The sequence below is a fragment of the Arthrobacter sp. P1_D12 genome, from assembly GCF_056406175.1.
Window position 1 is genome coordinate 89,243 of sequence record NZ_JBFUAR010000015.1, and the last position, 14,495, is coordinate 103,737.

Annotated in this window: 11 protein-coding genes; 6 read left to right on the top strand and 5 right to left on the bottom strand. The window is 70.0% G+C overall.

Annotated features, from left to right (window positions below):
- Nucleotides 1-17 precede the first annotated feature (17 nt).
- Genes AC1DZV_RS12910 through AC1DZV_RS12920 form a run of 3 tightly spaced genes read right to left on the bottom strand, consistent with a single transcriptional unit; the run spans nucleotide 18 to nucleotide 5,630 of the window.
- A complete protein-coding gene (locus AC1DZV_RS12910; protein ID WP_476950416.1) occupies nucleotides 18-1,679 on the bottom strand; it encodes a DUF5719 family protein in 1,662 nt (553 codons plus the stop codon).
- The gene (locus AC1DZV_RS12915; protein ID WP_476950415.1) at nucleotides 1,672-5,058 is read right to left on the bottom strand and encodes a glycosyltransferase family 2 protein; all 3,387 of its coding nucleotides are present in this window, start codon (nucleotides 5,056-5,058) and stop codon (nucleotides 1,672-1,674) included. The genes AC1DZV_RS12910 and AC1DZV_RS12915 overlap by 8 nt, the downstream gene beginning before the upstream one ends.
- A 29-nt stretch (nucleotides 5,059-5,087) precedes the next feature.
- Complete coding sequence (locus tag AC1DZV_RS12920; protein WP_052355088.1) at nucleotides 5,088-5,630, bottom strand: WhiB family transcriptional regulator; 543 nt, start codon at nucleotides 5,628-5,630, stop codon at nucleotides 5,088-5,090.
- Between the two features lie 370 nt (nucleotides 5,631-6,000).
- On the opposite strand from AC1DZV_RS12920, the gene AC1DZV_RS12925 reads away from it, so the two are divergent.
- On the top strand, nucleotides 6,001-6,705 hold the full coding sequence (locus AC1DZV_RS12925; RefSeq protein WP_476950414.1) for a TIGR03089 family protein: 705 nt from the start codon (nucleotides 6,001-6,003) through the stop codon (nucleotides 6,703-6,705).
- 33 nt (nucleotides 6,706-6,738) lie between these two features.
- Here the strand turns inward: AC1DZV_RS12925 and AC1DZV_RS12930 are convergent, their stop codons facing one another.
- Complete coding sequence (locus AC1DZV_RS12930) at nucleotides 6,739-7,305, bottom strand: GtrA family protein (protein WP_459384196.1); 567 nt, start codon at nucleotides 7,303-7,305, stop codon at nucleotides 6,739-6,741.
- Between the two features lie 268 nt (nucleotides 7,306-7,573).
- Here AC1DZV_RS12930 and AC1DZV_RS12935 point away from each other — a divergent pair, with 268 nt between their 5' ends.
- The 5 genes from AC1DZV_RS12935 to AC1DZV_RS12955 all read left to right on the top strand — a co-directional run bounded on the left by AC1DZV_RS12935 (nucleotide 7,574) and on the right by AC1DZV_RS12955 (nucleotide 13,439).
- The gene (locus AC1DZV_RS12935; RefSeq protein ID WP_476953889.1) at nucleotides 7,574-8,722 is read left to right on the top strand and encodes a 5-(carboxyamino)imidazole ribonucleotide synthase; all 1,149 of its coding nucleotides are present in this window, start codon (nucleotides 7,574-7,576) and stop codon (nucleotides 8,720-8,722) included.
- A gap of 83 nt (nucleotides 8,723-8,805) precedes the next feature.
- Nucleotides 8,806-9,330, top strand: a complete 525-nt coding sequence (purE, locus tag AC1DZV_RS12940; RefSeq protein WP_459385965.1) for a 5-(carboxyamino)imidazole ribonucleotide mutase — start codon at nucleotides 8,806-8,808, stop codon at nucleotides 9,328-9,330.
- Nucleotides 9,331-9,352: 22 nt separating this feature from the next.
- Nucleotides 9,353-10,993, top strand: a complete 1,641-nt coding sequence (locus AC1DZV_RS12945; RefSeq protein WP_476950413.1) for an LCP family protein — start codon at nucleotides 9,353-9,355, stop codon at nucleotides 10,991-10,993.
- A gap of 81 nt (nucleotides 10,994-11,074) precedes the next feature.
- The gene (gene manA / locus AC1DZV_RS12950; RefSeq protein ID WP_476953854.1) at nucleotides 11,075-12,364 is read left to right on the top strand and encodes a mannose-6-phosphate isomerase, class I; all 1,290 of its coding nucleotides are present in this window, start codon (nucleotides 11,075-11,077) and stop codon (nucleotides 12,362-12,364) included.
- A gap of 4 nt (nucleotides 12,365-12,368) precedes the next feature.
- Nucleotides 12,369-13,439 carry a lipid II:glycine glycyltransferase FemX gene (locus AC1DZV_RS12955; RefSeq protein WP_476953855.1) on the top strand — a complete coding sequence of 357 codons (1,071 nt, stop codon included), beginning with the start codon at nucleotides 12,369-12,371 and terminating at the stop codon, nucleotides 13,437-13,439.
- Here the strand turns inward: AC1DZV_RS12955 and galE are convergent.
- Nucleotides 13,426-14,397, bottom strand: coding sequence for a UDP-glucose 4-epimerase GalE (gene galE / locus AC1DZV_RS12960; RefSeq protein ID WP_476950410.1), 972 nt, complete (start codon nucleotides 14,395-14,397; stop codon nucleotides 13,426-13,428). The two genes, AC1DZV_RS12955 and galE, sit on opposite strands and share 14 nt — an antisense overlap.
- Nucleotides 14,398-14,495 lie beyond the last annotated feature (98 nt).

The window sequence follows — 14,495 nt, forward strand, 5'->3', positions numbered from 1 at the left end:
TCCGAACTGCCCCGGGCCTAATAGCCCAGCGTGACGGGGACCTGCCGTTGTCCTGCCGCTTCCGGCGCCAGCGCCACCGCGGAAATGTCCTGCCGGCCGTCCCGCGCCAGAACAAGTGCCCCGTACGCCGGATCCCCGGCGGCGGACACCACATAGCCCACGAGCGGCGAGCCGCCCACGTCAGCGGGGATCTTGATCGACACGGTGGTTCCGCCGGCAATGTCGGCGGTGCCCGCGGTCCGGATCTTGCCGTCCGCAGTGATCGGCGTGTAGGTCACTGTCGCCCGGCCGGCGGGGGCACCGAGAACGAGCTGCCGGTCGCCCGTGCGCGGCACCGCAACGATGTGCTGGCTGCCCAGCCGGGCCGAGGCGGCGGAAAACGCGATGTCCGCCGTGTCCCCGGCCTGCAGTCCCCGCGTGAGCCGGGCAGTGGCCGCGAACGAGACATCCGAGCTCGCCGCCACGGTGTAGGTCCCGGCCGGGACCCCGGCCAGGGAAACTTCCGTGACCGCGCCGGCCTTCGCCGTCACCACGCCGCCCCCGGGTAGCGCCTTCTGGCCGTCGGGACCATACAGCTTGATCTCGACCACAGCGTCGGTGGCCCCAGGCACGGCGACTTCGAGGGCCGGTCCGGCGTCGGCGAAGCCTGGCTTTGCCTTGAGCGCGGCCAGTGCCGCGGGATCCTGGATGTCGAGACCGGCGGCCACCTGACTGACGGACGGGGCGGTGCCGGGGGTGATGAAGTCGACGCCGCCGGGCGTGAGGCCGCGGAGCACGCTTTGCTGGATCACGGCAGCCACCGGGCCGCCGGTGCTGCGGACCCGCACGCCGAGCCGTTCCTGTCCCGGCGCGAGCCCGGCCAGGATGATGGAGCGGGTGCTGCCGGGCGCCACCAGCAGGCCGCGGCTTCCGGGAGCCTGGATCGGGCCTTCGGAGCCAAAGAGGTCCAGGCTCACGGTCGCCGGCGTGCTGGAGGCATTGGTCAGGTTCAGGACTGCCGACCGGCCGAGCGCCGTGTTGGCGCCGACCAGCCAGAGATCGTTGCCGGGCTGCTGGCACGCGGCGGCCGCGGAACCCTGGAGGTCGCCGTCCTCGGCCGTGTAGCTCAGGACGGCGCCGGCAGCTGCCTGGTGGTTGTTTTGGGCATCGGCGCTGAGGACGCTGATGTTGTCCACCTCGCGCTGGGGCACGACGCCGGCGACCAGCACGGGCGTGCGGGCCGGGGGCGCGGAAGCTGCGGGCGCGGAAGCTGTGGGCGCGGCGCCCGGCGCGATTTCGGCGAGGGGGGCACCTTTGAGCGGGGCGAGCCGGCTGCCGGGGATGATGCCGGCGCTTGAGCCGAGCACGGCGGCGCTGACGGCTGTCTTCGCGGTGGCGGACTCCGGACTGAACTGGGGGTCGGTGCCCACGGGGGTGCCCTCAAGCAGCCGGGCCGGGCCCGGGCAGACCCCGACGCTGCTGCCGGCCGGAACCGCGGCGACGGGGGCCTCGAGCTGCCTGCTGGCGGGGTTCTGGGGCGTCAGCGACGCCGCCGATACCAGGCCGCCGCCCGCGGCAACGAGGGCGACCGCGGAGAGGATGCCGCCGATCACTCCAGCCCGCGGCAGGCGCCCCTTCCGCGGCGACGGACCCGTCGCGGCTTCCGTTTGGGTTTCTTTTTCGTTGTCGCCCTTAGACATGCTGAGGTTCCTTACGCAGGGAGGCTTCGTCCCTGGACAGGCCGGTGTTGGACCGGCGGGCAGGCATGGGCACGGCGAGGAGGACGGTCAGCCCGATCATCACGGCCTGCGCAATCCCGATCAGGACCGCCCACGGCGCTTCGTAACGGATGCTCAACTGGCCGCCCTGGGCCGGCAGGGTGAAGGCCTGCGACCATCCCGACGTCGTTGAGGTCAGGCGGCGCCCGTCAAGCCAGGCGCTCCAGCCCGGATCGGCCCGATCGGCGAGCACCACCAGGCGGCCCTCGGGGCCGGCCGGGACCGTGCCGGCCGCCGAGACTTCTTCGGAAGGGAGGAGTCCGGTGGCGGCGCCGCTGCCGTCCACTACCCGGACCCGGTGCGCGACGTCGGAGTCCGTGATGCCGGGCCGGTCCAGCGGGCTGACCCGCCAGAGCCAGCCCGTCCCCGTCTGGCCGACGGCGGCAAGTCCGGGGACTGCGTCCATGCGGCTGGCCGTCAATTCGGAGGCTGAATCGGCAACCCGGAGCACGACAAAGCCGACGCCGAGCCGCTCGAGGTCCTCCCGCGGATCCACGCCTTCGCCGGCGACGATGGTGGCCACGACGTTCCGGAGCGATCCGGCGACGGCGTCGTCGTCGCGGACCGTCTCCTGGCCCGGCGCTCCCAGGATGCCGCGGGCGGCGGCGATCGTTGAGAGTGCGTCCAGGGTAGTCCCGGCTCCGCGCATGAGTGTTGCGTCGAAGCTTCCGTCCTCGTTGCTGGCAATCAGGAGCGTCCTGGACTGTTCCGGGCCCTCGCCGCGATCAACCGCCGTGGCGGGCAGCGTGCGGGCCTGGGCAGGCTGGACGAGCCTCGGGGTCCCGAGACCGGTGTGTCCCGCGGTGGCTGCCGGTGCCTCTGTTGGTGTCTGCGACGTAGGCTGCAGCAGGTTTTGTGCGGTCCACACGGTGAACCCGGCCAGGGGCGCGGCCAGCAGCAGGACCATGGATGCCGCGGCCGCGCCGCGGATCAGGACCTTCCGTGCCAGCCCGGTACCGGCGGTCCGGTCGGCGGCGTCCAGGAGCCCTTCGGCTCCGATCAGGGCAGCGCCCAGGAACGCGAACGCGGCCGCCGAAACGGCGGGGCCGGGGAACGGCGTGACCAGGACCTCGGCGCTGGCGCCGGAGGCGACATGCCCGGCGAGCCAGCCGCCGGCCAGCATCAGGACGGCCACGGCCCACAGGCCCCGTGCCGTCCGGGTGCGTCCGGCCAGCACAAGCCGGCGCGGCATGAAGAGTGCGGCCAGGGCCAGCAGCAGCACCGGCAGCCCGAACAGCAAGGCCAGCAGCAGTGCCCACGGCAGACCGGCCGGCCCGGCGGAACCGGCGGCGGACCCGCCGAAGGCGCTGAGCCCGGTGAGTCCGGCGCCGGCGTCGAAGTTCAGTGGCTGCCCCAGGGCCTGTTGCCACAGTGGGGCGGCGTCGAAACCGAGCGGCAGGCCCGGGTCGGCCAGGAGCGCCCGCGGCCGGTCCAGGACCGAGAAGGCGAAGGGCAGGAACAGTGCCAGGCTGGGCAGGAGCGCCCACCACACCGTGCGGCCGCGCCGGCCCAGCAGCACGCCGCAGACGGCCACGACGGCCATCGACGGCAGCAGCAGCGAGGGCGCCGCGGCGGTGACTACGGCCAGGGCGAGGCCCGCGGCGGCCGCMGCCGTCCACGACGGCGTCCCGTTGACGCCGGGACGGGCGGCCGGCGTGGGGATGGACCGTCCCTGTCCCGGGGCAGGGACGGCATGGATGCCGCGGCCCGCGGCCGTGCCGGTCGCGCGGAGCAGCGCCAGGACGACCACCGGGATCATGACGTGCGCGACCAAGGCGCCGAGCCGGCCCTGGTTCAGGGACACCTGGAGTGCCGGCGCCGCGGCCCACAGCAGGGCGGCCGCAAGGCGCAGCCTCCGGCGGGCAGTCAGGGCGCCGGCAGCGAACCACGCGCCCAGCGCAGACAGCGGCATGGCGAGGATCAACAACCAGCCCACGCCGCCGTTGGCATCGCCGGCACCGAGCACACCGAGCACCCACAGCAGGTAGCCAAAGGGGTCGCCGTGGCCCGGAAGGCCCGCGCCCAGACTGATCCACCAGGTGGAGGCATGGTTCCAGATTTCGGAGAGGCGCAGTGAGACGGGGATCAGCGCGCCGCCGGAGACGGCCGGGGCCCGGAACAGGCTAAGCAACCCTGTCAGGGAGACCGCCAGGGTCAGGAGTATGGCCAGCACTGCACCGCTGCCCACCCACCCGCGGTCCGGGGTGGCGATGGCGGCGAAGTCGTCGGTGTTCCCGGTGGGCTGCTCGGCCAGCGGACCGGCACCCGTCAATTCGCTGCCGAAGTCGTCGGCGCCGAGCGCCTCAATCAGGGAGCGCCGGTGCGCCCAGACCTCACGGCGCGGCGTCTGCAGTCCCTTCATGACGGAGCGCCGGATCCGGCGGGTCCGCGCGGCATTGCGGCGTCCGCGGACCACCGCCGCCGGGCGGCCCAGTGCGGCAAAGGTCGCCAGCAGTTGGGAGAACCCGTGCCCCGGGTCCTTGACCGCAATGCTCAGGACGAGTTTGAAGAGGCTGCCCAGGAGGGCGCCGGCCGCGTGCAGCGGGACTTTCCAGCCGGCCGCGTGCTTGAGCCGCAGGTGCACCTGTGCCTTGCGTGCGGCCGTCGCGTTGCCAAGGGCGTGGGGACGGTGCGAGACATGGAACATCCGGGCGCTGGGGACCACCACCACGCGGTGCCCGGCGAGGCGGTTGCGCCAGCAGAAGTCGACGTCGTCGCCGCTTCCGGGCAGGGCCGGATCGAAGCCCCGGAGCTCCTCCCAGATGTCGCGGCGGACCAGCATGCCGGCGGAATTGACCGCAAAGGTATCGCTGCGGCCGTCGTACTGGCCCTGGTCGAGCTCGTCGGCGTCGATCAGCGTCAGCCGCTCGGCCCAGCGGCTCGTGGAGAGTCCGACGTCGATCAGCCGCCGCTCGGCATGCCAGTCCAGCTGCTTGCAGCCTGCCACCGTGACCGACGGCGCCCGCTCGACTGCACGGAGGAGTTCGGCCAGGGCCTCGGGTGCCGGTGCGGCGTCGTCGTGCAGCAGCCAGATCCAGTCGGTGCCCGGCGCCGTGGCGGCGGAGCCCTCCGCAGGCCACGGCGCGAGGGCCTTGAGCCCGGCCATGACGGCTCCACCCATGCCGGACCTGGGCTGGTCGAAGACTGTGACGTTGGCCTTGCCCAGTTCCTGTTCAAGGAGGGCGGCAGAGTGGTCGCGGGATCCGGTGTCGACACCGATCACGGCGTCGGCGGGCCGTGTTTGGGCCGCCAGCGCCGCAAGGGTCCTGGGGAGAAAATCACCGCCGTCGTGGGAGACCACGACGGCGGTGACTCGTACTTCTTGAAGAATTAGACTGCTCGCTTCCTAAGCCGGCGCCGCTCGCGCTCGGAGAGGCCTCCCCAGATCCCGAAGCGCTCGTCGTTGGACAAGGCGTACTCGAGGCACTGGGAACGCACGTTGCAGGCGCCGCAGACTTTCTTGGCGTCGCGGGTGGAGCCGCCCTTTTCGGGGAAGAAGGCTTCGGGATCAGTCTGGGCGCACAGGGCATCGGTCTGCCAGCCGAGCTCGCCCTCGTCGTCGAAGTCCTGCCGGGACGGCAGTCCGATCCAGACTGGCTGCCCGGCGGTACCGGAACCGGGCGAATGGAGCTCCATCGGCGGGTCCAGGGGATCGGTGTCATGATCCGGGCCGGACAGGAGCTCGTCGTGCGCTGCGAGGAAGGCCGTGGCGGCCTCCTGCAGGGAATCCTTGGTGTGTTCGTTATAGCGGTCAGCTGCGTCCGGATCCGCCGGATCTACGTACCAGTCAGTCGGCACGCCGCGTGACCGGTATTTCGCCGTGGCCTGGCCGGCAACTACGGCATCTTCATGGATACGCTCTGCTAGCCCCATGGCGTCCCCCTCCTGATTTGCAGCCACTGCAAGACCCCCTTGGACACTCGGTTGAGTGCCGGTTTTTGTGCAGTGGCTTTAGATAACTAATTACACGCGTGTAAGTATCCGGGAGTCAAGCCACGGCGGAGATAATAATCAACTTGATACACAAAGTGGAGGCACGCCACGCCCGGAATTTTTTCGCCTCTCACGCGAGAACCCGCGGAATAATCAGGGTACTGAGCACTTTTGGGGCTTTTCATTGAATTTTCGGGAAATTTTCCCGCGCCCTGCGCGGACCCCGCCGAACGCGGGGGCCGCCGGGGTGACGGACGTCACGGAGCCGGGGGCTGATTGGCCGTGACAACAGCCGTGGCAAGATGAGGGCATGAGCATTCCGGCAATCGACCTGATGACAGCGCTGCGCTCCGGCCAGGCCACGGCGCCCCGGCTGACCTGGTACGGCCCCGATGCGGAACGGGTTGAGCTCTCTGGCCGCGTGCTGGACAACTGGGTCGCGAAGACGTCCAACCTGCTGCAGGACGAACTCGACGCCGAACCGGGCATGCGGCTGCGCCTGGACCTGCCCGCGCACTGGAAGTCGGTGATCCTGGCCCTCGCGGCCTGGCAGCTTGGCATGGAAGTGGTCCTCGACGACGCGGAGGCGGACCTGCTGGCCACCGCGGACCCGGGTCCGGGCGCTGCCGCGGGCGGGTTCGACGCCGTCCTGGCCGTGTCGTTGCCGGCACTGGCCATGCGGTGGACGGGTGAACTGCCCAGCGGCGTCCTCGACTATGCCGCCGAGGTCCGCTCCCACGGCGACATTTTCATGCCCCACGTGGATCCGGAGGCGGAACGTCTCGCCGTCCGCACCTCCGACGGCGCAGTCCATGCACACGGGGCGCTCCTGGACGGTTTTGCCACGGCCCAGGACCCCGGACTGCGGCTGCTCGTTCCGGCGGCCGACGGCCTCGAAACCGTCCTTGCGCAGTCATTGGGAACCTGGAAGGCCGATGGTTCCGTGGTCCTGGTGCACCCCGAGGTAGAGGTGACCGGCAAACTGCGGGACGCCGAGCGCATCAGCGGGCGCTGATCCCCTGGCACTGACCTCCGGGACGGCGGTTCCTTAGGCCGGCGGGCCGGGCAGTTCGGGATCGTTGACGGATTCCCTGACGGCCGACGTGGCAACGGGCTGGGAGTGCGGGTGCCGTTCGATGATCTCGTGGTCGTGCGAGAACTCCGGCTCTGCGTCGAGTTCCTGGTTGAAGACCAGGAAGCGGTAGGCAAAGAACCGGACCACGGTCGCGACCAGGATGCCGACCACCCCGGCCAGGAAGAGCATGTTCTTGTCGGTGACTCCCATGCCGTACTTTGCGACGGCGGTCAGGCCGGTGGAGATGCCGATGCCGATCCCGTTGATGATGAGGAACATCACGAACTCGCGCAGCACGTTGGCCTGCCGGCGGTGCCGGAACGTCCAAAAACGGTTTGCAACCCAGGAAAAGACCGTCGCCACGCTGGCCCCGAAGAAGCGGGCCTTGGCCTCGCTGTCGGTCATGGGACCGTGCATCAGGTAAAACGTCAGTCCGTTGTCGATGACGAACGCGATGCCGCCGACGGCACCGAACTTGGCCACTTCGCGCCAGAACAGCGAGGCAAGCCCGCGCATGCGCTCGTTAAGTGTAGTAATCATGACCCTCCGTGGCCTTCTGGAACTGTCGGCCATTGGGCCAAACGCCCATTTTAGCGCCGTTTCCCGGGAGTCCGCCCGCAGCGGCCGCTCAGACGGCTCCCTGCGCACCCGGCGGCGGGCGCCGGGCGCGCGGGTGCGAAACCCCCGTCCCGGCGCGGTTCCCGCGCTTGCCAATCCCCAAAAGCCGGGTTCCCGTGAGGTTTTCGGTAGGCTGGGACTTGTGACTTTTCCTGTAATCGGTGTTGTTGGCGGCGGCCAGCTTGCCCGCATGATGGCCCCTGCCGCGACCGCCCTGGGCTTTGAGCTCCGTGTTCTCGCCGAAGGCGAGGACGTCTCCGCAGTCTCTGCCGTGGCTAACGCCCCGGTCGGCGACTACAAGGACCTGGAGCATCTGCTCGAGTTCTCCCGCGGCCTGGACGTCCTGACCTTCGACCACGAACACGTCCCCACGGCGCACCTGCGGTCCTTGATCGGTGCCGGCGTGAACGTCCATCCCGGCCCGGATGCCCTGGTCAACGCCCAGGACAAGCTGGTGATGCGCGCCGCGATCGACCGGCTCGAGCTTCCGAACCCCACGTGGGCCTCCGTCGCCAATGTCGCGGACCTCGTCGCCTTCGGCGAGCAGACCGGCTGGCCGGTGGTGTTGAAAATGCCCCGCGGCGGCTACGACGGCAAGGGCGTGCGCATCGTTTCCTCGGCCGAGGACGCGGCGGCCTCCGCCGGCTGGTTCGAGGCCATGTCCCCCCTGCTGGCCGAAGCCAAGGTGGAATTCAGCCGCGAGCTCTCGGCCATGGTCGCGAGGACGCCGGACGGTGAAACACGGGCCTGGCCGGTGGTGCACACCATCCAGTTGGACGGGGTGTGCGATGAAGTCATTGCCCCGGCCCTGGACATCTCCGTCGATGTTGCCGCAGCCGCGGAAAACGCCGCGGTCCGGATCGCCGGCGAACTCGGCGTGACCGGTGTCATGGCCGTCGAACTCTTCGAGACCCCGGGCGTGGGCGCAGGCTTCCTGATCAATGAACTCGCCATGCGCCCGCACAATACCGGGCACTGGACCCAGGACGGCTCGGTGACCAGCCAGTTCGAGCAGCACCTGCGGGCCATCCTGAACCTGCCGCTGGGCGCCACTGACCTGCTGGGGCCCGTCGTGGTGATGAAGAACTTCCTCGGCGGCGCCAATCAGGACCTCTATTCCGCCTTCCCCGCCGCCCTCGCGAGCGAGCCGGCCGCGAAGGTGCACTGCTACGGCAAGGCCGTCCGGCCCGGCCGGAAGATCGGCCACGTCAACCTGGTCGGGACCTCAGCCGCCGACGTCGACTCCGTGCGGCAGCGGGCCACCACCGTGGCCGACATCATCCGGAACGGCCGGGCCCACGCCGGCGCAATGCCGGCAACCTCCGAGGAGACCGCATGAGCACCGCAGCCAGCCCCAAAGCCAATAAAGCGGGAACCCCCCTCGCCGTCACCCGCGCGGACACCCCGCTCGTGGGCCTCGTCATGGGCTCGGATTCGGACTGGCCGGTCATGGAAGCCGCCGCCGAAGCCCTCGCCGAGTTTGGAATCCCGTTCGAGGCCGACGTCGTCTCGGCCCACCGGATGCCCACGGAGATGATCCGCTATGGCCAGAGCGCCCACGAGCGCGGTCTTCGCCTGATCATTGCCGGCGCCGGCGGCGCCGCGCATCTTCCCGGCATGCTGGCCTCGGTCACTCCCCTGCCGGTGATCGGCGTCCCCGTGCCGTTGAAGACCCTGGACGGCATGGATTCCCTGCTGTCCATCGTGCAGATGCCGGCAGGCGTTCCGGTCGCCACCGTCTCGATCGGCGGCGCGCGCAACGCCGGCCTCCTGGCCGTGCGCATGCTGGCCTCGGGCACGGATGAACTGGCAGTCCAGCTCCGGGCGGACCTCCTGGAGTTCGCCCAGGAGCTGAATGACGTCGCAACCCGGAAGGGCGCGAACCTGCGGCACAAGGTCAGCGAAGTGTTCGCCGCCGGAAACGTCACCCCGCGTAGCGGCAATTAAGGCAGCCATTAGGAATCCCGGCATGAGCAGCAGCTACGCCCCCACACACCACCCTGAGCAGTCCGGGCGGGCACTGGGCGATCCGGTCCGGCACCCCTCCGGCGCCCCGTTCCCGGTGCTCACCAAGCGGGCGTTCGTCCTGATCCTCATGACGCTGCTGGTTCCCGGCAGCGCCCAAACCGTCGCGGGCAACCGCCGGCTTGGCCGGGCCGCGCTGCGCGTGACCTTTACGGTCTGGGCGCTGGCCCTGCTGGCCGTACTGCTCCTGCTCGTGTCCCGCTCCACGCTGATCAACCTCCTCACCGGCACGGTGCCTTCGCTCTTGCTGGTGCTCGGCTTCGCCTGCCTGGCCATCGGCTGGGCCGCCCTGTTCCTGAACACCTTGCGGCTGATCCGGCCCGGGATGCTGGCGCCCAGGATCCGTCCCGCGGTGGTGCTGGCGCTCGTGCTGGCCATGATCCTCAGCAGCGGATCCCTGTGCTACGCGGCCTATCTGCTCAATGTCAGCCGCAACGCCATCGGCAGCATCTTCTCCGGCTCCGGCCCCACCCTTGAGCCGTCCGAGGGCCGGTACAACTTCCTGATGATGGGCGGCGACGCCGGAGCGGACCGCACGGGACGCCGGCCGGACAGCCTCTCGGTGATCAGCGTCGATGCCAAGACCGGCAGCACGGCGATCATCTCCGTGCCCCGCAACCTCCAGAACGCCCAGTTCAGCGCGGAGTCGCCGATGCGCCAGGTGTACCCGGATGGCTACAACTGCGGCGACGAATGCCTGATCAACGCGATCAACACCGAGGTCACCAACCAGCACCAGGATCTCTATCCCGGGGTGGCCGACCCGGGGGCGCAGGCCACCCTCGAAGCGGTGTCCGGAACGCTGGGCATCAAGGTCCAGGCCTACGTGCTCGTGGACATGGACGGTTTTTCCAAGCTCATCGACGCCATGGGCGGCATCCGGATCAAGGCCGGCGGCTGGGTCCCCATCAGCGGGCCGATGGTGGATGAGGCCAACGGCATCCACGGCATGCCGGACGGCTGGATTCCGGCCGGAGACCAGACGCTCGACGGCTTCCACGCCCTCTGGTACGGCCGGTCCCGGGAATTCGTGGACGACTATGCCCGCATCCAGCGCCAGCAGTGCGTGCAGCAGGCGATGCTGAAGCAGCTCGACCCGGCAACACTGCTGGCCAAGTTTGAGGACATCGCCAGGGCCGGCACCAAGGTGGTCGAGTCGAACATCTCCTCCGGCCAGCTCGGCAGTTTCGTGGACCTGGCCATGAAGGCCAAGGGACAGGACGTCAGCCGCCTGACCATCGGTCCGCCGGACTTCGACGCCGCCTTCTCCACGTCCCCGGACTTCGACGTCATCCACGCGCGGGTGGCCAAACTGCTGGCCAGCCCGTCCGCCGGCGCCGCAGCTGCTGACAACGCCGTTGACGATGCGGTCCTGCAGCCCGGAACGGCCGCGGGGCCGGTCTCCGCCGCCGGGCCCGTCCCGGCCACCGATCCCCCGCCCGCGCCGTCGGACTTCACCCCCGTGACCACCACGCCGGACGGCGAGCCGATCACCGAAGAGATGCTGAACCAGTTCAAGCGCAACGGCGACGAACAGTCCATCCGCGACCTCGTCGCCACCAACGGACAGTGCGCGCCGCTCTAACCCCGGGCACCAGCCTTGAGCGCAGCAGTGCGACCACATTTCTTTGACGAGACATTTCACTGATCAGACAGGGACCAGGCCATGTACGAACTTGAGAACGTCCTCCGGCCCTACGCCTGGGGCTCCCCGACGGCCATCGCCGGGCTGCTGGGCAGGCCGGCTTCCGGCGGTCCCGAAGCGGAGCTTTGGATCGGCGCCCACCCGGACTCCCCGTCCGTCGCGCTGACGCCGGCGCCCGACGGTGCCGGCCGGCACGCACCCGCAACGCACGACGGCGGACGGCTGCCGCTGGACGCCCTGATCGCCGAGGATCCGGACCATTGCCTGGGCAGCGCGAGCGTGGCCGCTTTCGGTCCGCGCCTGCCGTTCCTGCTCAAGGTCCTCGCGGCCGAGGCGCCCTTGTCCCTGCAGGTGCACCCGACGCTCGCCCAGGCCCGGGAGGGCTTCGCACGCGAGGAAGCCGCCGGCGTCGACCCCGCCGCGACGGAGCGCAACTACAAGGACGATAACCACAAGCCCGAAATGATCTTCGCGCTGACTCCGTTCGAGGCCCTCTGCGGGTTCCGGCCGGCCGCGGAATCCCGTGCGGTCTTCCAGCATCTGGCGGCGTGCTTCGAGCTCGCCGGGCTGGAGCTGCCGCCGCTGGTCCCGCTGCTGCTCGAGGACCTGGCGCAGCCGGACGAACCCACGGCCCTGCGCTCCGCCTTCGAACGCCTCATCACCGGCGGCGGGGACGTCGCCGAGGCGACGGCGACGATCGTTGCGGCCCTCGTCTCCGGTGCCCCGATGGCCGGGCACGAGGCGGAACTGTCCACCGCGGTGAGCCTGAACGGCCGGTACCCGGGAGATCCGGGCGTGCTGATCTCCCTGCTGCTGAACCGGATCTCCCTCGCCCCCGGTGAGGCCGTGTACCTCCCGGCCGGCAATGTCCATGCCTACCTGCACGGCCTCGGCATCGAGGTCATGGCGTCCTCGGACAACGTGCTCCGCGGCGGGCTCACGCCGAAATTCGTCGACGTGCCGGAACTGCTGAAGACCGTGGCGTTCGAGGCCGTCGCCGTGCCCATGCTCCCCGCCGAGACCACCATGCTGGGCCAGGAACTCTTCCGGCCGCCGTTCCGGGAATTCCAGCTGCAGCGGATTGAACTGGCGCCCGGGGCGGAGCCCGTCCCGCTGGCGCAGTCCGGTGCCGCCGTCGTCATCGTCACCCACGGCTCCGTCCGCCTCGACTCCCCCAAGGGCGAGCTGCGGCTGGAACGGGGCGCCAGTGCCTTCCTGCCCGCCGCCGAGGCACCGGTCAACGTCCACGCCGTCTCCGGCGCCACCGGCCCCGCCCTGGCATTTGCCGTCACCACCGCATTGGAAGCCTGACACCATGGATTATTTCCTGCAGAGCCCGCAGTGGGCACAGTTCCAGCGATCGCTGGGACGCACCGTCCACGAACAGTCCGGCCCCGGGTGGCGCTTCCTCGCGGTCGAGGAATCCAATCCGGCCGGCAAACTGCTGTACTCCCCCTACGGCCCGGTCGCCGAGTCACTGGCAGCGTTCGACGCCGCGCTGGCGGCCCTGACGGACCTCGCCCGGAGCAGCGGGGCCGTGTTTGTCCGGGTTGAGCCGGTCACCGCAGGCTTCACCGCCGCCGAGGCCGACTCGGTACTCCGCAGCCGCGGCCTGCAGCCGGCGCCGGCCAGCCAGCAACCCGAGCTCAGCTGGATTGTGGACCTCGACCGGGATTTCAAGGACGTGCTGGCGGATATGAAGCCGGCCAACCGGAACCTGTTCCGCAACATCCACAAGAAGGGCGTGACCTTCCGCTCCAGCCAGGACCCGGCCGAGATCGCCGTCCTCCTGGAGTTCTTGCACATGACGGCCGCCCGCAACGGGTTTAAGCCGCAAAGCGACGAGTACCTGACCCAGGTGGCCCTCTCGCTGATGCCGGCCGGCGCCGCGACGCTGTTCATCGCGGAGCTCGACGGCCACCCCATCGCCGCAGCCCTGGCCTATGATTCGGCCGACACCCGGACCTACGCCCACGCCGCCCTGGACGACACCCACCGCAAGCTCAGCGCGGGCATCCCCCTGCTTGTCACCCTGATCGCGGACGCCCAGGCGAAGGGCCTCAAGCACGTGGATCTCTGGGGCGTGGCGCCGGAGGACCAGCCCGACCACAAATGGGCCGGATTCACGGCGTTCAAGAAGTCGTTCGGCGGCCGCGGGATCGCGTATCCCGGAACGTGGGACCTGCCCGTCCGGAAGGTCCGCTACGGCAGCTACCAGCTGGCCCGCAAGGGTGCCCAGCTCGCGAAAAAGCTGCGCGCCCGGTCCCGGGCCCTCGCTAACCGCTAMGGGCCCAGCAGGCGGCACCGGCCACCCGGAGCCGCCCCGGCCAGCCGGGCCGCCGTGTCCCGGTGGCCGGTGTTGGTGGCGGGCGTTAGTTGGCCGTGATGGCGTGCCGCTGGGCGTCGTAGGCGCTGGCCACCATCTGCTCCACGGAGTGCCGCATCTTCCAGTCGAGATCGCGGGCAGCCAGCGTGCCGTCGGCCACGATCCGGTCCGGATCCCCCGCCCGCCGCGGACCGATTTCGGGTTCGAAATCGATCCCCGTGACGTCGGCCATCGCCGTCATGATCTGGCGCACGGACAGCCCGTCCCCGGATCCGAGGTTGTACACCCGCTCCAGCGGTTTGCCCGCCTCGAGCGCCTGGGCGGCGGCCACATGCGAGGTGGCCAGGTCGGCCACGTGCACGTAGTCGCGCACGCAGGTTCCGTCCGGCGTGTTGTAGTCGATGCCGTTGATGCGCGGCGTCTTACCGGCCGTGAGCGCCCGCAGCACGATCGGGAAAAGGTTATGGGGGCTGGTGTCGTAAAGCTCGGGCGCACCTGAGCCGACCACATTGAAGTACCGCAGCGAGGTGTGGTTCAGGCCCCGGGCCCGGCCCTGGTCACGGATCAGCCACTCGCCGATGAGTTTGCTCTCGCCGTAGGGCGATTCCGGGTTGGTGGGCGTCGCTTCGGTGACGATGTCGCCGGTGGGCGTGCCGTAGGTGGCCGCGGACGAGGAGAACACCAGTTTGTCGACGCCGCTGAGCTCCATGGCCTTGAGCAGTTGCGCGGTGCCCGTGACGTTCTGTTCATAGGTCAGCAGCGGCTCCTGGACGGAAACCCCGGCGTACTTGAAACCGGCCAGGTGGATCACGCCGGTCACCGCGTGCTCCCGCAGCGTACGGGCGACGAGGTCGGCGTCGAGGATGCTGCCATGGATGAACGGCACATCGGCCGGCACGAACTCACGGTGCCCGCTGGAGAGGGAGTCAATCACCACCGGCTGGATCCGGGCACCGCGCAAAGCGGAAACCACATGAGAACCGATGTATCCTGCACCGCCAGTTACGAGCCACGTCATGGCTCCACCCTATCTAATCCCACGGGCCCCGGCCGCCCCACCGCAATAGACACCATCATGCACCTGGTTTAAGACGACGAATCCCGGACCGCGGAGGC